Here is a 16,183-nt window from a genome sequence, read left to right as displayed (position 1 = left end):
AAGGTGGAACCTCGCCGACAATTCATTGATCCGAAAAACAAAACGCCCGAGTCTAACGACTCGGGCGTGTCTCTCGCAGCTGGCAGGCTGACCCGGTGATCAGCGCTTGGAGAACTGCGGACGACGGCGCGCCTTGCGCAGGCCGACCTTCTTGCGCTCGACCTTGCGGGCGTCGCGGGTCACGTAGCCGGCCTCGCGCAGCTGGCTGCGGAACTCCTCGTTGTACTCCATCAGGGCACGGGTGATGCCGTGACGGATGGCGCCGGCCTGGGCCGAACCGCCGCCGCCCTTGACGGTGACGAAGACGTCGAACTGGTTCAGGGTATCGGTCAGCTCGAGGGGCTGGCGCACCACCATGCGGCCGGTGACGCGACCGAAGTACTGGTCCAGCTCACGGCTGTTGACGGTGATCTTGCCGGTGCCCGGCTTCAGGAAGACGCGCGCGGTAGAGGTCTTGCGGCGCCCGGTACCGTAATACTGCTGTGTCATGGCGAAGACTCCCTCAGATGTTCAGTTCTTGCGGCTGCTGGGCGGCGTGCGGATGCTCGGTGCCGGCATAGACCTTGAGCTTGGAATACATGGCACGACCCAGGGGACCCTTCGGCAGCATGCCCTTGACGGCGGACTCGATGATGCGCTCCGGCGCATGGTCGAGCAGCTTGTCGAAGGTCATGGAGCGCAGGCCACCGGGATAGCCGGTGTGACGGTAGTAGGTCTTGGCCGTGGCCTTGTTGCCGGTGACCTTCACCTTCTCGGCATTGATCACGACGATGTAGTCGCCGGTATCGACATGCGGGGTGAATTCCGGCTTGTGCTTGCCGCGCAGGCGGCGGGCAATTTCGGTGGCCAGACGGCCGAGCGTCTTGTCCGTGGCGTCGACGACGTACCAGTCGCGCTGGACGGACTGCGGCTTTGCAGTGAACGTCTTCATGGATGAATCACCAGAGATCAGTGTATTGGGTTCTGCCGCCGGCGAGCCGGCATGGAACCATCCCTATTCTTCTTGGTTGCCCCGCCCGGCGGTCAGGCCGCAGGCGAGTCAACGGTCGAGCGAGCGCGCATTCTACCTGAGAGCCGCGGCACGGGCAACGCCTGGCGAACGCCCGAGGCGGCACGGTCGGCTCACGGCTTGTGCGGCAGCGCCAGGTACTCGTGGGACTGCATCTCCTGCAGCCGCGAGAGGGTGCGCTGGAACTCGAACTCCAGGCGCCCGTCGGCGTAGAGCGCCTCCGCCGGCACCTCGGCGGACATCAGCAGCTTGACGCCCCGGTCGTAGAACTCGTCGACCATGTTGATGAAGCGCCTGGCCTGGTCATCCGTGGCCCCGCTCATGCGGGTGACGTTGGAGACCAGCACGCTGTGGAACTCGCGTGCCAGTTCGATGTAGTCGTTCTGGCTGCGCGGGCCGTCGCACAGCTCCCGGAACTCGAACCACACCACGTCGTCATGCAGGCGGCGGGCGTGCAGCACGCGGTGATTGACCTCGATGGGCGCATCGGCCTCGCCCTCGTGGCCGGCGATCTCGCGGAAGCTCCTCGCCAGCTCCGACTCCGCCGCCTCGTCCAGGGGGGCGTGGAAGATCTCGGCACGCTCCAGGGCCCTCAGCCGATAGTCGATCCCCGAGTCGACGTTGACCACCTCGCAGTGGCGGTTGAGCAGCTCGATGGCGGGCAGGAAGCGCGCCCGCTGCAGGCCGTCCCGGTAGAGGTCATCGGGCACGATATTCGAGGTAGCCACCAGCACCACGCCATGCTCGAAGAGCGCCTCGAGCAGGTTGGCCAGGATCATCGCGTCGGTGATGTCCTTGACGAAGAACTCGTCGAAACAGATCACCCGCGCCTCGTCGGCGAACTTGGCGGCGATCAGCCGCAGCGGGTTCTTCTCGCCCTTGTAGTGCTCGAGCTCGTTGTGCACCCGCTGCATGAAGCGGTGGAAGTGGGTGCGCATCTTCTCCGGGAACGGCAGCGACTCGAAGAAGGCATCCACCAGGTAGGTCTTGCCGCGCCCTACCCCGCCCCAGAAGTAGAGCCCGGTCACCTCGGGAAGGGCCGGGGCCGGCGCGGACTCGCGACGGCCCCGCTTGCCGAACAGCCCGGCCATGCGCGACTTGAGACCGCCCTCCGGGGGGACCGCCCGGGGGCGCGTCCGCGGCGTGGCCACCAGGTCGTCGTAGAGACGCTGGAGATGCGCCACCGCCTGCTCCTGGGCGGCATCGTACTGGAAGTCATCGCGCTCGAGGTCGGCACGGTAGCGGGCCATGGGCGTGAGGCGTGCGTCACGGGAATCGGGCATGGTCGACGGTGCACTCATGGAAGGGGACTGCCTGTCGCGGCTTCGATAGGCAGCGCATTATACGCCCCTCGCCGCCGCTTCGCATCGCCACCGGCGCGTTGACCCGACGCGCAACCTCGGCCCTATAATGGGCTGCCGGGGCCAGCCGCCCCGGGACTCCGGATCCGCTTCGCGCCGGATCGTCCCACAGCCGCAGGGAGAGACACGTGGACGACAGCAACATCAACTGGATTCTGGCCATTGCCTGCCTGCTGGCCGGCATCGGCATCGGGGCACTGGGCTATCACCTGCTCAATGCCAGCGCCGCCGGCCAGCAGCGGCTGCGCCAGCGCCTCGCGGAGCGCGACCGCGAGCTGGCCGCGCTGAAGGAGGGCCTGGGCGACCACTTCGGGGAGATGTCCACCCTCGTTGAATCCCTGCAGCGTGACAGCGAGGCCCTGGCCCGACGCCTGGCCCAGGACAGCGAGGCCCTGGGCGGCAAGCCCCGGGCACGGGGCCTGGAGGTCACGACCGCCCCCGCCGCCAACGACACCGAGGAGGCCCTGCCCACCCCCCGCGACTACGCCGACGGCACCGGCGGTACCCTGTCAGAGGATTTCGGCCTGAAGAACGACGAGGCCAGGGCACCGCAGCCCCCGCGCTACTGAGGCGCCGAAGCCGCCGCGCTACTGACCTCGTCCCCTCACCACCAAGGCCTTCAGCGCTATCGCAGTCACCGGCATCTTGTCAGCGAAAGGCGCCGGGGAAAGGCCGGAGAGGGGGTCCGTGGACCAGGGATGGTCTAGGTAGCCCCCAGGGAGGGGTTAATGGCGCCCCCTCGTCGGTCCGGCGCTCCGGGGCCTTTCGCCGGAACAGCCTTTAGCGATGCCGCCATTGGCCATAGCCCTGCCCCGGCCTCAGGCGGGGTTATCGATGTCCACGAAGCGGTGCTCGATGTCGAACTGCCCGGCCAGCCACTCCCCCAGCGCCTGGACACCGTAACGCTCGGTGGCGTGGTGGCCCGCCGCCAGGTAGTGGATGCCCAGCTCCCGGGCCAGGTGGGTGGTGCGCTCGGAGATCTCCCCCGAGATGAAGGCATCGGCCCCCGCCTCCCGGGCCGCCGTGATCATGTCCTGGGCGCCCCCGGTGCACCACGCCACCCGGCGGATCTCGCCACCCCCCGGCGCCTCGACCAGCTGCGGCTCGCGCGCCAGGCGTTGCCCCACGTGCTGCGCGAGCCCCCGGGCGTCGAGCCCCTCGGGCGGCGTGCCCAGCCACACCAGCCCCTCGCCGAGCTCGCCGTCGGCGCAGCCGTCGACCGCGAAGTCGAGCCGCCGGCCCAGTTCGGCGTTGTTGCCCAGGCCCGCATGGGCGTCCAGCGGCAGGTGGTAGGCCAGCAGGCTGATGTCGTGGGCGAGCAGGGCCCGGAGGCGCCGGCGCTTCATGCCGGTGATCGCCACCGGCTCGTTCTTCCAGAAGTAGCCGTGATGCACCAGCACCAGGTCGGCCTGCCAGGCCACCGCCTCGTCGACCAGCGCCTGGCAGGCCGTCACGCCGCTCATCACCCGGGCCACCCGGTCGCGCCCCTCGACCTGCAGGCCGTTGACCGTGTAGTCCTTGAAGCGCTCCGGCGCCAGCTCCCGGTCACAGGCGGCCACCAGCGCATCGCGATTCGTCATCGGGACCTCCATACGTCCACTGGGTGAGAATGTTACCATTCCCTCATTGTACCGGCGGGGCCCCTGCCCCCGCGACCGCCCGCCACAAGGACGATCAACCGCATGTTCCGCCCCCTGCGCCCCCTGCTGCCCTTCCTGCTGCCGATCCTCATCGGTGTGCTGCTGGCCGTGGTGCTGCTCAACGCCTTTCCGCAGCTGACGGGGCGGCAGGCGCCGCCCGCCGCCCCGCCGACGCTCCAGTCACCCGGTGCCACGCCGCCCCTGCCGGTCTCGCCGCAGGTCGAGGCGCCGCGGGAATCCGGCTCGCGGCCGGCGCCCGAGATTCGCCAGGCCCAGCCGCTCAGCCGCGAGCAGGGCCCGGTGAGCTATGCCGCAGCCGTGGAGCGCGCCGCCCCCGCCGTGGTCAACATCTACTCCTCCCGGGTGGTGGAGCGCGACCAGCATCCGCTGATGTCCGACCCCTTCTTCCGCCAGTTCTTCGGCGACGACATGCCGGCGCGCCAGCGCATGCTCTCGAGCCTCGGCTCCGGGGTCATCGTCAGCGAGGATGGCTATGTGCTCACCAACCACCACGTGATCGGCGGGGCCGACCAGATCCAGGTGGCCCTGCGCGACGGCCGCGAGACCCTGGCCGAGGTGATCGGCACCGACCCGGAGAGCGACCTGGCCGTGCTGCGCATCGACCTCGACGACCTGCCGGTGATCGAGCTGGCCGACTCCGCCCAGGTGGCCGTGGGCGATGTCTCCCTGGCCATCGGCAACCCCTTCGGCGTCGGGCAGACGGTGACCATGGGCATCATCAGCGCCACCGGCCGCAGCCACCTGGGGCTGAACGCCTACGAGGACTTCATCCAGACCGACGCCGCCATCAACCCCGGCAACTCCGGCGGCGCCCTGATCAATCCCGAGGGCGCCCTGGTGGGCATCAACACCGCCATCTTCTCGCGCTCCGGCGGCTCCCAGGGCATCGGCTTCGCCATCCCGGCCAACCTGGCCCGCAACATCCTCGAGGAGCTGGTCACCCAGGGCCGGGTGATCCGCGGCTGGCTGGGCGTCGAGGCCCAGGAGCTCAACCCGGAGCTGGCCGCCTCCTTCGGCCTGCAGGCCCCCCGCGGCGTGGTGATCGCCGGCGTCGTGCCCGGCGGCCCGGCGGCCCAGGCCGGCCTCCAGCCGGGCGACGTGCTGCTGGCCATCGACGGGCGGCCGATCCTCGATGCGCGGGTAACCATGTCCGATATCGCCGCCGTGGCACCCGGCGAGACGCTGCCCCTCACCGTGGTGCGTGGCGGCGAGACGCTGCAGGTCACCCTGGAGGTGGGCGAGCGACCCGCACCGGAGCTGCGCCGGCCGGAGTAGCCTGTCGCGCGCGTCGCGGTCCGCCGCAATGCAGGAGGCCCCGCCATGGCGGGGCCTCCTGCGTATCGGCCAATCCGTCCGGTTGGCCGGGCTCACTCCTTGATGCGGTACTCGGCGCTGCGCGCGTGGGCGGTCAGCGACTCGCCGCGGGCCAGCACGGAGGCCACCTTGCCCAGCGTCGAGGCCCCCTCGGCGGAGCAGTGGATGATCGAGGAGCGCTTCTGGAAGTCGTAGACCCCCAGCGGCGAGGAGAAGCGCGCGGTGCCCGAGGTGGGCAGCACGTGGTTGGGGCCGGCGCAGTAGTCGCCCAGCGCCTCGGCGGTGTAGCGGCCCATGAAGATGGCCCCGGCATGGCGGATCTCCGGCAGCCAGCCCTCCGGGTTGGCCACCGAGAGCTCGAGGTGCTCGGGGGCGATGCGGTTGATCAGCGCCATCGCCTCCTCGCGGCTGGCGCACTCGATCAGCGCCCCCCGGCGCGCCAGGGACTCGCGCACGATCGCCTCGCGCTCCAGGGTCGGCAGCAGCCGGTCGATGGCGGCCTCCACGGCGTCGAGGTGAGCGGCATCCCAGCTCACCAGGATCGCCTGGGCGTCCTCGTCATGCTCGGCCTGGGAGAAGAGGTCCATGGCCAGCCACTCGGGGGCGGTGCCGCCGTCGGAGACCACCAGGATCTCCGAGGGGCCGGCGATCATGTCGATCCCCACCTGGCCGAACACCGCCCGCTTGGCGGTGGCCACGTAGATGTTGCCGGGCCCGACGATCTTGTCGACCCGCGGCACCGTCTCGGTGCCGTAGGCCAGCGCCGCCACCGCCTGGGCGCCACCCACGGTGAAGACGCGGTCGACCCCCGCCAGGTGGGCCGCCGCCAGCACCAGCTCGTTGAGCACGCCATCCGGGGTCGGCACTACCATGATGATCTCGCGCACCCCGGCCACGTGGGCGGGGATGGCGTTCATCAGCACCGAGGAGGGATAGGCGGCCTTGCCGCCCGGCACGTAGATGCCGGCCCGGTCCAGGGGCATCACCTGCTGGCCCAGCACGGAGCCGTCGGCCTCGGTGTAGTGCCAGGACTCGGGCTTCTGACGCTCGTGGTAGAGGCGGATCCGCTCGGCGGCCTGGGCCAGCGCCTCGCGCTGGGCGGCGGGCAGGCCGTCATAGGCCTGGCGCAGGCGCTCGGCGGAGAGGGTCAGCTCGGCCATGGTCGTCGCCGAGAGGCGATCGAAGCGGTTGCTGGCCTCGACCAGGGCCGCGTCACCGCGGCGCCTGACCGCCTCGATGATCTCGTCGACGCGCTGCTGCACCGCGGCGTCGGAGACGCCTTCCCAGGCGAGCAGGGACGACAGGCGCGCTTCGAAGCCCGCGTCGGCGGTGGCGAGCCGGGCGATGCCGGAGGAAACGGGAGAGTCGGTCATGTGGGCATCCATTACGGGAATCCGTGAAGACTGTGCCGCGCCATGGGGCCGCGAACAAGCCGCGGGCCCCTATGGCATCAAGAGCGGGCCGCTATCGGCGAGGTCGCCTCAGGCCGAGGCGGGCTCGCGGCGCGCCGCCACGGCCTCGCCCAGGCGCTCGATCAGCGGCTTGATACGCGCATGCTTCATGGTCATGGCGGCCTTGTTGACCACCAGCCGGGTGCTGATGTCGGCGATCAGCTCGCCGGGCTCCATGCCGTTGGCGCGCAGGGTATTCCCGGTGTCGACGATGTCGACGATCTCGTCGGCCAGGTTCATCAGCGGCGCCAGCTCCATGGCCCCGTAGAGCTTGATCACCTCGGCCTGGATGCCCTGCTCGGCATACCAGCGCCGGGCCACGCCGACGAACTTGGTGGCCACGCGGCGCCTTGCGCGGGCCGGCTCGGCGCCGGTGATGCCGGCGGTCATCAGCCGGCAGCGGGCGATCTCCAGGTCCAGCGGCTCGTAGAGCCCCTCGGCGCCGTGCTCGAGCAGCACGTCCTTGCCCGCCACGCCCAGGTCGGCGGCGCCCAGCTGCACATAGGTGGGCACGTCGGTGGCGCGGATCACCACCAGCTTGACGTCGGGCAGGTTGGTGTCGAACAGCAGCTTGCGGCTCCTGCCCAGGTCCTCGGCAGGCTCTATGCCGGCGTCGGCCAGCAGCGGCAGGGTCTCGTCCAGGATGCGGCCCTTGGAGAGGGCCAGGATCAGTTGTTTGCTCATGCTCTCGCCTTGGTCGTCCTTAGCCCGGCACGCGGCGGATCTGCGCGCCCAGCAGCTGCAGCTTCTCCTCGATGCACTCGTAGCCGCGGTCGATGTGGTAGATGCGGTCGACCCGGGTCTCGCCCTCGGCCATCATCGCCGCGATCACCAGGGAGGCCGAGGCGCGCAGGTCGGTGGCCATCACCGGGGCGCCGGAGAGGCGCTCGACCCCTTCGATCACCGCTGTGTTGCCCTCCAGGGCGATCTTCGCCCCCATGCGGTTGAGCTCCTGGACGTGCATGAAGCGGTTCTCGAAGATGGTCTCCACCACCCGGGAGGTGCCCTCGGCCACCGCGTTCATGGCCACGAACTGCGCCTGCATGTCGGTGGGAAAGGCCGGATAGGGCGCGGTGCGGATGTTGACCGCCTTCGGACGCTTGCCGTGCATGTCCAGCGCGATCCAGTCGTCGCCGGTGGTGATCTCGGCCCCCGCCTCCTCGAGCTTGGCCAGCACCGCCTCGAGGATATCGGCGCGGGTCCGGCGCACCCGCACCCGCCCCCGCGACAGCGCCGCGGCCACCAGGAAGGTGCCGGTCTCGATGCGGTCCGGCATCACATCGTGGCAGGCACCGTGCAGGCGCTCGACGCCCTCGACGGTGATGGTATCGCTGCCGTGGCCGCGGATCTTCGCCCCCATGGCGATCAGGCACTCGGCCAGGTCGACCACCTCCGGCTCCCGGGCGGCGTTCTCCAGCACCGTGGTGCCGTCGGCCAGCGTCGCCGCCATCAGCAGGTTCTCGGTGCCGGTGACCGTCACGGTATCGAAGAAGATGGTGGCGCCCTTCAGGCGACCCTCCACCCGCGCCCGGATATAGCCGCCCTCGACGCGGATCTCGGCGCCCATGGCCTCGAGGCCGCGCAGGTGCAGGTCCACCGGACGCGAGCCGATGGCGCAGCCGCCGGGCAGCGAGACGTCGGCGTGGCCGAAGTGGGCCAGCAGCGGCCCCAGCACCAGGATGGAGGCGCGCATCTTCTTGACCAGCTCGTAGGGGGCGTCGCAGTGCTTCACCTGGGCGCCGTCGAGCTGGATGGTCATCTTCTCGCCCATCACCGGCTCGACGCCCAGGTGGCCGAGCAGCTCGAGGGTGGTGGTGATGTCCTGCAGGTGCGGCAGGTTGCCGATGGTTACCGGCTCCTCGGCCAGCAGGGTGGCGCAGAGGATGGGCAGCGCGGCGTTCTTGGCCCCGCTGGCCCACACCTCGCCGTCCACGGGGCCGTTGCCGGTAATGATCAGTTTGTCCATGGAGGTTCGCCCGTCAGGCGCTGGCGTTCTCCGGCGCGCTGTCCCACTGCGCCGGGGTATAGGTCTTGATGCTCACCGCATGCAGGGCACCGCTGGCGATCTCGTCGGCCAGCGCGCCGTAGATCAGCTGCTGCCGCTTGACCGGCGACAGGCCATCGAAGACCTCGCCCACGGCCACGACCTGGAAGTTGCAGCCCTCGCCCTGGATATGGAACTCGCAGCCCTCGACGCGCGCCTCGAGCAGCGCCTTGACTTCGCTGGGTTGCATGAACCGGCACTCCTGTGATGCTGGGGATGGGAAGGCCATCGGCCGCGCTGCGGCCGATGGCTCGGATCGAGCAAGGGACACATGGTAAAGAAAAGCGCCGCGCTTGGCGATGCCGGCGGCCAGGGACGCCTCAGGCGCCCGACGGCTCCACCGGCAGCAGGCGGTCGAGCCCGGCCACCTCGGTGAGGCGCTGCAGGGAGTCCGAGAGGCGCACCGTGCGCAGCTTGAGCCCCGCGGCCCGGGTGCAGCGCATCCACTCGAGCACCACGCTGAGCGCGGCGCTGCTGACCCCCGCCACGCCGCACAGGTCGAAGACCACCCGGGTGCCCGCCGGCTGGCCGACCAGCCAGTCGCGGCCGGAGGCGGCCAGCGCGGCAGCGGCATCGAACCCTACCTGCCCGCTCACCCGAAGGCCCTCGGCCGTGGCCTCCAGCCGGGCCCCGCGATGCTCGAGCAGCAGGCTCATGCGTCGCCGCCCTCCTCCAGCTCCTCGACGGCCAGTTCCGGCGACCAGCCGTCGATCACCGCGTCGTAGTCGCGGCCCTGGTCACGCATGGCCTGGTCGAACTGGTTGCGGAAGGTCAGCCCCAGGTTGATGCCGTTGACGATCACGTTGACGACCTTCCACTCGCCGCCGGAGAGGCGCAGCGAGTAGCTGACCGGGTAGACGGTGCCGTCCATGGCCACCACCTCCATGTCGACGCTGGCCTGGTCCTCGTGGCGCGGGGCGCGCTGGGCATCAAGCACGCGCAGTTCCCGGTAGTCGAAGGTGACCAGGCCCCGGGTGTAGGTGTCGATCAGGGTCTGGCGGAAGGTCTCCACGAAGCGCGAGCGCTGCTGGGGGGAGGCGTTCTGGAAGTAGCGGCCCATCACGCTGGCGCCGATGTAGCGGAAGTCGGCGATGTCATCGAGGCTGTCGTCCACCAGCGCCTTGAGCTCGTCGAGGTTGTCGGCGAAGTAGTCGCGCCGCCCCTCGATCTGGCCGGTGAGCTCCTCGACGCTCTGGCGGATCAGCTGCTCGGGCGTGCGTTCGGGAGCGGCACTGGCCGGCAGCGCGAACAGGGCCAGCAGCAGGCCCGCCAGCAGCGAACGGAGGGGAAGGTAAAGACGGTTCATGCAGTCAACTCTCCTTGGGACAAACCAGATCGACGCGCACGCACGTCAATCGCTGACCATGTTGGACACGAACTGCTGGATGAGTTCTTCCAGCACGATGGCCGACTGGGTATCGCGGATGGTGTCACCCGCGGCCAGGGTCTCGGGGTCGCCGCCCACCGAGAGCCCGATGTACTGCTCGCCGAGCAGGCCGGCGGTGAGGATCGCCGCGGTGGTGTCCCGGGAGAGCCTGCCCTCCAGGTCGCCATCGAGCTCGAGGATCACCCGGGCGTCGTACCAGTCGGTGTCGAGCTCGATCGCCGCCACCCGACCCACGGTGACGCCGGCCATGGTGACCCGCGCGCGGGGCTTGAGCCCCCCGATATTGGCGAAGTTCGCCTCCAGCCGAAAACTGTCTCCCGGGGCCTGGAAGGTCAGCCCGCTGACCCGCAGGCCGAGGAACACCAGGCCCAGGATGCCGGCCAGCATGAACAGGCCGACGCCGAGCTCCATCATCTTGCTGCGCTTCATCGTGTTTCTCCGAACATCAACGCCCCGCTACCGACAGGCAGCGTGCCAACCGCAGGGGGACCAGACAAAGGGGTGGAAGGCATCAGGAGAGCCCCCCGAACATCACCGCGGTCAGCACGAAATCGAGACCGAGCACCGCCAGGGAGGAGTAGACCACCGTGCGGGTCGTGGCCCGCGAGATGCCTTCCGAGGTGGGCACCAGATCATAGCCCTGGAACACCGCGATCCAGGTGACCACCACCGCGAAGACCAGGCTCTTGACCATGCCGTTGCCCACGTCGCCGATGAACGCGACGCTGGCCTGCATGTTGCCCCAGTAGGAGCCCTCGAAGACCCCCAGCCACTCGACGCCCACCAGGTAGCCGCCGTAGATGCCCACCACGCTGAAGCCGATGGTCAGCAGCGGCAGGGAGACGAAGCCCGCCCAGAGCCGCGGCGCCACCACCCGGCGCAGCGGGTCCACGCCGATCATCTCCATGCTGGTGAGCTGCTCGGTGGCCTTCATCAGGCCGATCTCGGCGGTCAGCGCCGACCCGGCCCGGCCGGCGAACAGCAGCGCCGCCACCACCGGCGCCAGCTCGCGGAGCAGCGACAGCGCCACCATCTGGCCCAGCGCCTGCTCGGCGCCGAAATCGACCAGGATGGTGTAACCCTGCAGCGACAGCACCATGCCGATGAACAGCCCCGAGACCAGCACGATGGCCAGCGACAGCACGCCGACGAAGTGCATCTGGCGCAACCAGAGGGCCCACCCCTCCCGGGACGGCACGCCGACGGCGGACTGGCCCACGAAGATCCCGGCCCGGCCCAGGGCCTCGAGCAGGTCGCAGCCGCGGCGCCCGAGGCGCATCACCCGCGCGATCATCGCCCGCCCCCCGCACTCAGGATGTCCTTGAAGTAGTCCACCGCCGGATAGTGGAAGGGCACGGGGCCGTCCGGCTCGCCGTGGACGAACTGGCTGACCCGCGGGTCCTGGTCCACGTCGAGGCTCTCGGGGGTGCCGTGGGCCATTACCTGGCCGTCGGCGATCACATAGACGTAGTCGGCGATGGTCAGGGTCTCCTTGATGTCGTGGGAGACCACGATGGAGGTGAGCCCGAGGGCCTGGTTGAGCCGCTTGATCAGCTGCACCAGCACGCCCATGGAGATCGGGTCCTGCCCCACGAAGGGCTCGTCATAGAGGATCAGCTCCGGGTCCAGGGCGATCGCCCGGGCCAGCGCCACCCGGCGCGCCATGCCGCCGGAGAGCTCCGCGGGCATCAGCTCCCGGGCGCCCCGCAGGCCCACCGCCTCGAGCTTCATCAGCACCAGGTCGCGCACCATGGCATCCGGCAGGTCGGTATGCACCCGCAGCGGAAAGGCGACGTTCTCGAACACGCTCAGGTCCGAGAACAGCGCCCCGCTCTGGAACAGCATGCCCATGCGGCGGCGCAGGGCAAACAGCGCCTTGCGCGACAGACGGTGCACCTCCTCGCCGTCGATCGTCACGCGGCCGGCGTCGGGCGAGAGCTGCCCCCCGATCAGCTTGAGCAGGGTGGTCTTGCCGGTGCCGCTGGGCCCCATGATGGCGGTGATCCTGCCACGCGGAATCCGCATGTCGACGCCACGGAAGATCTCCGTGTCGCCCCGCGAGAAATGCAGCCCCTCCACCACCACGAAGGGAGTGTCACTCATCGGCTCGTCATCCCAGCAAAGAATTATCGAACATCGTATCCTAACCGGGCTCGGCAACGCCACCTCCACGCAGCCTGCCGCTTGCACCGGCCGCCCCCAGGCCGTTTAATGGGCGCCCTTTCCCGCGACCAAGGAAGGGTCCCTCCATGCTGGTTCCCCTGATCGTCGTGCTGCTCGGCCTCGTTGCCCTGCTGTGGAGCGCCGAGCGCTTCGTCGGTGCCGCCGCGGCAACGGCCCATCGCGCCGGCATGAGCACCCTGCTGGTGGGCATGACCATCGTCGCCCTGGGCACCTCCGCCCCGGAGATCGTGGTCTCGGTGATGGCCTCGCTGGACGGCATCCCCGACCTGGCCATCGGCAACGCGCTGGGCTCGAACATCGCCAATATCGGCCTGGTGCTCGGCGTCACCGCGCTGGTGGCGCCGATCCCGGTGCGCTTCTCCCTGGTGCGCCGCGAGCTGCCCCTGCTGCTCGGTGCCACGGGCCTGGCCGGCTACGCCCTGGCCAACGGCGTCCTCGGCCGCTTCGACGCCCTCTTCCTGCTCCTGCTGCTGGTGTTCAGCCTGTGGTGGCTGTTTCGTGCCGACACCCCCGATGCCCCCGAGGCCGGGGCAGAGGTCGGGACCATCCCCGACATGCGCCTGGCCCGGGCGCTGCTCTGGCTGGTGGCCACCCTGGCGGTCATGGTGGCCGGCTCCCGCGCCCTGGTCTGGGGCGCCAGCGAACTGGCCCGCGGGCTCGGGGTCAGCGAGCTGGCCATCGGCCTGAGCGTGGTGGCCATCGGCACCAGCCTGCCGGAGCTGGCGGCCTGCGTGGCCAGCGCCCTGAAGCGCCACCACGACATCGCCATCGGCAACGTGATCGGCTCCAACCTCTTCAACCTGCTCGCCGTGCTGCCGGTGCCCGGCCTGCTGGCCCCGGGCGTCACCGACCCGGCCTCGGCCAGCCGCGACTACCCGGTGATGCTGCTGCTCACCCTGGCGCTGGGCATGCTGCTGCTCTGGTACCGCCGCGGCCGCCTGGGCCGGCTGCCGGGCATGCTGCTGCTGCTCGCCTACCTCGGCTACCTGGGCTGGCTCGGCCTGGCCAGTATCAGCGGCTGAACGGCGCCGGCCGCGATCTCCTCCGACGCTCGGCTTGAGTGAAACCCCGCAACAGGCAACAATCATCGCCATGACCCAAGACGCCACCCCGGGCCCCGCGCCCTCGACACTGCGCGACAGCGCCCGCCGCACCCTGCTGCTGGAGCAGCAGGCCATCGCCGCGCTGATCGAGCGCCTCGATGCCGATTTCGACCGTGCCTGCGAGCTGATCCTGGCCTGCCGAGGCCGGGTGGTCGTCACCGGCATGGGCAAGTCCGGCCACATCGCCGGCAAGATCGCCGCCACCCTGGCCAGCACCGGCACGCCGGCCTTCTTCGTGCATCCCGGCGAGGCCAGCCACGGCGACCTCGGCATGATCACCCCCGGCGACGTGGTGCTGGCCCTCTCCCATTCCGGCGAGACCGCCGAGGTCACCGCCCTGCTGCCGCTGCTCAAGCGCATGGGGGTGCCGCTGGTCAGCATGACCGGCCGGCCCACCTCGACCCTGGCCCGCCATGCCGAGGCCCACCTGGATGCCGGGGTCGAGCGCGAGGCCTGCCCGCTGGACCTGGCCCCGACCTCGTCGACCACCGCCTCCCTGGCGCTGGGCGACGCCCTGGCCGTGGCACTGCTGGAGTCCCGCGGCTTCACCGCCGAGGACTTCGCCCGCTCCCACCCGGGCGGCAGCCTGGGCAAGCGGCTGCTGCTGCGCGTGGCCGACCTGATGCACCAGGGCAGCCGCCTGCCCCGGGTGCCCCTGGGCAGCCCGCTGCGCGACGCCCTGCTGGAGATCACCCGCCAGGGGCTCGGCTTCACCTGCGTGGTCGATGACACGGGCCGCCTGGTCGGCGTCTACACCGACGGCGACCTGCGCCGCACCCTCGACCAGCACCGCGACCTCGGCGCCCTGACCGTGGACGAGGTGATGACCGTCCCCGGCAAGCGCGCTCACCCGGAGATGCTCGCCGCCGAGGCCGTGCGCCTGATGGAAGACCACCGCATCTCGGCGCTGGCCGTGGTCGATGACCAGGGCCGCCCGATCGGCGCCCTGCACATGCACGACCTGCTGGCCAGCGGCGTCATCTGATGCCATCCCCCACCCTCCCGGAGTCCCCATGACCCACGTTTCTCCCCTGCAAGACCCCCGCCTGGTCGACCGGCTGCGCCGGATCCGCCTGCTGGCCCTGGACGTGGACGGCGTCCTCACCGACGGCCAGCTCTACTTCCAGGCCGACGGCATCGAGATCAAGGCCTTCAACGTCATGGACGGCCACGGCCTCAAGCTGCTCAAGCGGGCCGGCATCGAGGTGGCGCTGATCACCGGCCGGGATTCCCCCACGGTGAGCCGGCGGGCCGCTGCCCTGGGCATCAAGCACGTCTTCCAGGGCGTGGAGAAGAAGCTGCCGGTGCTGCGCGACCTCTGCACCCGACTCGGCCTCGAGTTCGACCAGGCGGCCTACTGCGGCGACGACATGCCCGATGTGGGCGCCATCCGGCGCGCCGGGATCGGCATCAGCGTCCCCTCCGCCCCGGACTACATCCAGAAGCATGCCGACTGGGTGACCGAACGGGCCGGCGGCCACGGCGCCGTGCGCGAGATCTGTGACACCCTGCTGAGGGCCCAGGGCCACTGGGACGCGGTGCTCGACACCTACCTCCACGGGGTCAACTGAGCCCATGGCGTGGTCCCTGCCCCGTCCCTCCTTCCGGGTCTGGCTGCTGCTGATCCTGCTGGCCCTGGGCGGTGCCCTCGTCCTGCTCGACCCGCGCGGCGGGCCGGAGTACGGGGCGGTCCCCCGGGACGAGGCGGGCGAGCCCGACTACTACCTCGAGGGCGCCCGCCTGACCCGCTTCGACGCCGAGGGCCGGGCCCACCAGCGCCTCGACACGCCACGCCTGGTGCATACCCCCCACGACGACGTGACGCGCCTGCAGACCCCCGACGCCCGGCTCCACGACACCGCCGGCCGGGTCTGGTATGCCCAGGCCGACAGCGGCGTGCTGGGGCCCGGCGGCAACCCGCTGACGCTCTCCGGCGACGCCCGGCTCCACGCCCCCGAGGAGCGCTGGCAGCTCGACACCGAGGTCCTGCACTTCGACGCCGATACCGGCCACGCCTGGAGCGACACCCCGGCCCTGCTGCGCCAGCCCCCCCAGCGCATGAGCGGCGACCGCTTCGATGCCTGGATCCATGACAACCGGGCGCGGCTGACCGACAATGTGCGCGGCCACCATCCGCCCGAGACCCGAGAGGAGTCCCCGCCATGAAGCCCCCCTTCGCCCTGCTGCTCTGCCTGCTGCTGCCGCTGGCCACCGCCCCGGCCCTGGCGCAGCAGGGAGATGCCTCCGCGCCCATCGAGGTGGAGGCCGACCGCCTCGACCTGGACGACCGCGCCGGCACCGCCGTCTACACCGGCGACGTGGACATCCGCCAGGGCAGCATGCAGCTCACCGGCAACCGGGTGGAGATCCGCCGCAACGCCGCCGGCGAGCTCTCCCGCGCCATCGCCACCGGCGAGCGCGCCTATATCGAGCAGCAGCCCGACCCGGCCGAGCCGGTGGTCCGGGGCTGGGGCCGCACCATCATCTACCACGTGGCCGAACGCCGGGTGGAGCTGATCGACCGGGCCGAGCTGCACCAGGGCGGCGACACCTTCGACGGCGGCTACCTCGAGTACTTCCTCGACCGCCGCGTGGTCCAGGCCCGCGCCGAGGGCGAGGGCGTCGAGGGACGCCAGCGCATCCGCATGACCCTCCAGCCCGAGCAGTAA

General features: G+C 70.5%; 20 protein-coding genes. 7 read left to right on the top strand and 13 right to left on the bottom strand.

Annotation, left to right across the window (positions count from 1 at the left end):
- Positions 1 to 99: 99 nt before the first annotated feature.
- From rpsI to zapE, 3 genes are all read right to left on the bottom strand, one after another.
- On the bottom strand, positions 100 to 489 hold the full coding sequence (rpsI, locus tag BDK63_RS04245) for a 30S ribosomal protein S9 (RefSeq protein ID WP_183330088.1): 390 nt from the start codon (positions 487 to 489) through the stop codon (positions 100 to 102).
- 13 nt (positions 490 to 502) lie between these two features.
- Positions 503 to 931: a 50S ribosomal protein L13 gene (rplM, locus tag BDK63_RS04240; RefSeq protein WP_183330087.1), complete on the bottom strand. Its 429-nt coding sequence runs from the start codon at positions 929 to 931 to the stop codon at positions 503 to 505.
- A gap of 191 nt (positions 932 to 1,122) precedes the next feature.
- Positions 1,123 to 2,292 carry a cell division protein ZapE gene (gene zapE, locus BDK63_RS04235; protein WP_425485929.1) on the bottom strand — a complete coding sequence of 390 codons (1,170 nt, stop codon included), beginning with the start codon at positions 2,290 to 2,292 and terminating at the stop codon, positions 1,123 to 1,125.
- Positions 2,293 to 2,498: 206 nt separating this feature from the next.
- Between zapE and BDK63_RS04230 the strand changes: the two genes are divergently transcribed.
- Entirely contained in the window at positions 2,499 to 2,939 is a 441-nt protein-coding gene (locus BDK63_RS04230) for a ZapG family protein (RefSeq protein WP_183330085.1), read from the top strand.
- A gap of 249 nt (positions 2,940 to 3,188) precedes the next feature.
- Here BDK63_RS04230 and BDK63_RS04225 read toward each other — a convergent pair whose 3' ends face one another.
- Positions 3,189 to 3,950, bottom strand: coding sequence for a Nif3-like dinuclear metal center hexameric protein (locus tag BDK63_RS04225; RefSeq protein ID WP_183330084.1), 762 nt, complete (start codon positions 3,948 to 3,950; stop codon positions 3,189 to 3,191).
- Between the two features lie 102 nt (positions 3,951 to 4,052).
- On the opposite strand from BDK63_RS04225, the gene BDK63_RS04220 reads away from it, so the two are divergent.
- On the top strand, positions 4,053 to 5,306 hold the full coding sequence (locus BDK63_RS04220; protein WP_183330083.1) for a S1C family serine protease: 1,254 nt from the start codon (positions 4,053 to 4,055) through the stop codon (positions 5,304 to 5,306).
- Between the two features lie 92 nt (positions 5,307 to 5,398).
- Here the strand turns inward: BDK63_RS04220 and hisD are convergent, their stop codons facing one another.
- From hisD to BDK63_RS04175, 9 genes are all read right to left on the bottom strand, one after another.
- A complete protein-coding gene (gene hisD, locus BDK63_RS04215; RefSeq protein WP_183330082.1) occupies positions 5,399 to 6,718 on the bottom strand; it encodes a histidinol dehydrogenase in 1,320 nt (439 codons plus the stop codon).
- Positions 6,719 to 6,826: 108 nt separating this feature from the next.
- Complete coding sequence (hisG, locus tag BDK63_RS04210) at positions 6,827 to 7,480, bottom strand: ATP phosphoribosyltransferase (protein WP_183330081.1); 654 nt, start codon at positions 7,478 to 7,480, stop codon at positions 6,827 to 6,829.
- 19 nt (positions 7,481 to 7,499) lie between these two features.
- A complete protein-coding gene (gene murA, locus BDK63_RS04205) occupies positions 7,500 to 8,762 on the bottom strand; it encodes a UDP-N-acetylglucosamine 1-carboxyvinyltransferase (protein ID WP_183330080.1) in 1,263 nt (420 codons plus the stop codon).
- A 13-nt stretch (positions 8,763 to 8,775) separates the two neighbouring features.
- Entirely contained in the window at positions 8,776 to 9,030 is a 255-nt protein-coding gene (locus BDK63_RS04200) for a BolA family protein (protein WP_183330079.1), read from the bottom strand.
- A gap of 130 nt (positions 9,031 to 9,160) precedes the next feature.
- Positions 9,161 to 9,496 carry an STAS domain-containing protein gene (locus BDK63_RS04195; protein WP_183330078.1) on the bottom strand — a complete coding sequence of 112 codons (336 nt, stop codon included), beginning with the start codon at positions 9,494 to 9,496 and terminating at the stop codon, positions 9,161 to 9,163.
- Complete coding sequence (locus tag BDK63_RS04190) at positions 9,493 to 10,146, bottom strand: MlaC/ttg2D family ABC transporter substrate-binding protein (RefSeq protein ID WP_183330077.1); 654 nt, start codon at positions 10,144 to 10,146, stop codon at positions 9,493 to 9,495. Before BDK63_RS04190 ends, BDK63_RS04195 begins: the two co-directional genes overlap by 4 nt.
- Before the next feature lie 45 nt (positions 10,147 to 10,191).
- Complete coding sequence (mlaD, locus tag BDK63_RS04185; protein ID WP_183330076.1) at positions 10,192 to 10,656, bottom strand: outer membrane lipid asymmetry maintenance protein MlaD; 465 nt, start codon at positions 10,654 to 10,656, stop codon at positions 10,192 to 10,194.
- Between the two features lie 82 nt (positions 10,657 to 10,738).
- Complete coding sequence (mlaE, locus tag BDK63_RS04180; RefSeq protein ID WP_183330075.1) at positions 10,739 to 11,521, bottom strand: lipid asymmetry maintenance ABC transporter permease subunit MlaE; 783 nt, start codon at positions 11,519 to 11,521, stop codon at positions 10,739 to 10,741.
- Positions 11,518 to 12,330, bottom strand: a complete 813-nt coding sequence (locus tag BDK63_RS04175; protein WP_183330074.1) for an ABC transporter ATP-binding protein — start codon at positions 12,328 to 12,330, stop codon at positions 11,518 to 11,520. The genes mlaE and BDK63_RS04175 overlap by 4 nt, the downstream gene beginning before the upstream one ends.
- Positions 12,331 to 12,476: 146 nt before the next feature.
- Here BDK63_RS04175 and BDK63_RS04170 point away from each other — a divergent pair, with 146 nt between their 5' ends.
- The 5 genes from BDK63_RS04170 (at position 12,477) to lptA (ending at position 16,183) form a co-directional block, all read left to right on the top strand.
- On the top strand, positions 12,477 to 13,433 hold the full coding sequence (locus tag BDK63_RS04170; RefSeq protein ID WP_183330073.1) for a calcium/sodium antiporter: 957 nt from the start codon (positions 12,477 to 12,479) through the stop codon (positions 13,431 to 13,433).
- Between the two features lie 70 nt (positions 13,434 to 13,503).
- Positions 13,504 to 14,499 carry a KpsF/GutQ family sugar-phosphate isomerase gene (locus BDK63_RS04165; protein WP_183330072.1) on the top strand — a complete coding sequence of 332 codons (996 nt, stop codon included), beginning with the start codon at positions 13,504 to 13,506 and terminating at the stop codon, positions 14,497 to 14,499.
- A 28-nt stretch (positions 14,500 to 14,527) separates the two neighbouring features.
- Complete coding sequence (locus BDK63_RS04160; protein ID WP_183330071.1) at positions 14,528 to 15,085, top strand: KdsC family phosphatase; 558 nt, start codon at positions 14,528 to 14,530, stop codon at positions 15,083 to 15,085.
- A gap of 4 nt (positions 15,086 to 15,089) precedes the next feature.
- The gene (gene lptC, locus BDK63_RS04155; protein ID WP_183330070.1) at positions 15,090 to 15,680 is read left to right on the top strand and encodes an LPS export ABC transporter periplasmic protein LptC; all 591 of its coding nucleotides are present in this window, start codon (positions 15,090 to 15,092) and stop codon (positions 15,678 to 15,680) included.
- Positions 15,677 to 16,183 carry a lipopolysaccharide transport periplasmic protein LptA gene (gene lptA / locus BDK63_RS04150; RefSeq protein ID WP_183330069.1) on the top strand — a complete coding sequence of 169 codons (507 nt, stop codon included), beginning with the start codon at positions 15,677 to 15,679 and terminating at the stop codon, positions 16,181 to 16,183. The genes lptC and lptA overlap by 4 nt, the downstream gene beginning before the upstream one ends.

The sequence above is a fragment of the Halomonas campaniensis genome (assembly GCF_014193375.1).
In the GTDB taxonomy this organism is placed as follows: domain Bacteria; phylum Pseudomonadota; class Gammaproteobacteria; order Pseudomonadales; family Halomonadaceae; genus Halomonas; species Halomonas campaniensis.
Note: the sequence above shows the minus strand (reverse complement) of the source record. Positions and strands in the feature narration are given on the sequence as shown.

Bases quoted from the DNA above. Each gene is read 5' to 3' on its own strand.
- rplM (WP_183330087.1), bottom strand. From the start codon at position 931: ATGAAGACGTTCACTGCAAAGCCGCAGTCCGTCCAGCGCGACTGGTAC.
- BDK63_RS04190 (WP_183330077.1), bottom strand. From the start codon at position 10,146: ATGAACCGTCTTTACCTTCCCCTCCGTTCGCTGCTGGCGGGCCTGCTG.
- hisG (WP_183330081.1), bottom strand. From the start codon at position 7,480: ATGAGCAAACAACTGATCCTGGCCCTCTCCAAGGGCCGCATCCTGGAC.
- BDK63_RS04195 (WP_183330078.1), bottom strand. From the start codon at position 9,496: ATGAGCCTGCTGCTCGAGCATCGCGGGGCCCGGCTGGAGGCCACGGCC.
- mlaD (WP_183330076.1), bottom strand. From the start codon at position 10,656: ATGAAGCGCAGCAAGATGATGGAGCTCGGCGTCGGCCTGTTCATGCTG.
- zapE (WP_425485929.1), bottom strand. From the start codon at position 2,292: ATGCCCGATTCCCGTGACGCACGCCTCACGCCCATGGCCCGCTACCGT.
- murA (WP_183330080.1), bottom strand. From the start codon at position 8,762: ATGGACAAACTGATCATTACCGGCAACGGCCCCGTGGACGGCGAGGTG.
- lptA (WP_183330069.1), top strand. From the start codon at position 15,677: ATGAAGCCCCCCTTCGCCCTGCTGCTCTGCCTGCTGCTGCCGCTGGCC.
- BDK63_RS04160 (WP_183330071.1), top strand. From the start codon at position 14,528: ATGACCCACGTTTCTCCCCTGCAAGACCCCCGCCTGGTCGACCGGCTG.
- BDK63_RS04200 (WP_183330079.1), bottom strand. From the start codon at position 9,030: ATGCAACCCAGCGAAGTCAAGGCGCTGCTCGAGGCGCGCGTCGAGGGC.
- BDK63_RS04165 (WP_183330072.1), top strand. From the start codon at position 13,504: ATGACCCAAGACGCCACCCCGGGCCCCGCGCCCTCGACACTGCGCGAC.
- lptC (WP_183330070.1), top strand. From the start codon at position 15,090: ATGGCGTGGTCCCTGCCCCGTCCCTCCTTCCGGGTCTGGCTGCTGCTG.
- BDK63_RS04175 (WP_183330074.1), bottom strand. From the start codon at position 12,330: ATGAGTGACACTCCCTTCGTGGTGGTGGAGGGGCTGCATTTCTCGCGG.
- rpsI (WP_183330088.1), bottom strand. From the start codon at position 489: ATGACACAGCAGTATTACGGTACCGGGCGCCGCAAGACCTCTACCGCG.
- BDK63_RS04220 (WP_183330083.1), top strand. From the start codon at position 4,053: ATGTTCCGCCCCCTGCGCCCCCTGCTGCCCTTCCTGCTGCCGATCCTC.
- mlaE (WP_183330075.1), bottom strand. From the start codon at position 11,521: ATGATCGCGCGGGTGATGCGCCTCGGGCGCCGCGGCTGCGACCTGCTC.
- hisD (WP_183330082.1), bottom strand. From the start codon at position 6,718: ATGACCGACTCTCCCGTTTCCTCCGGCATCGCCCGGCTCGCCACCGCC.
- BDK63_RS04225 (WP_183330084.1), bottom strand. From the start codon at position 3,950: ATGACGAATCGCGATGCGCTGGTGGCCGCCTGTGACCGGGAGCTGGCG.
- BDK63_RS04170 (WP_183330073.1), top strand. From the start codon at position 12,477: ATGCTGGTTCCCCTGATCGTCGTGCTGCTCGGCCTCGTTGCCCTGCTG.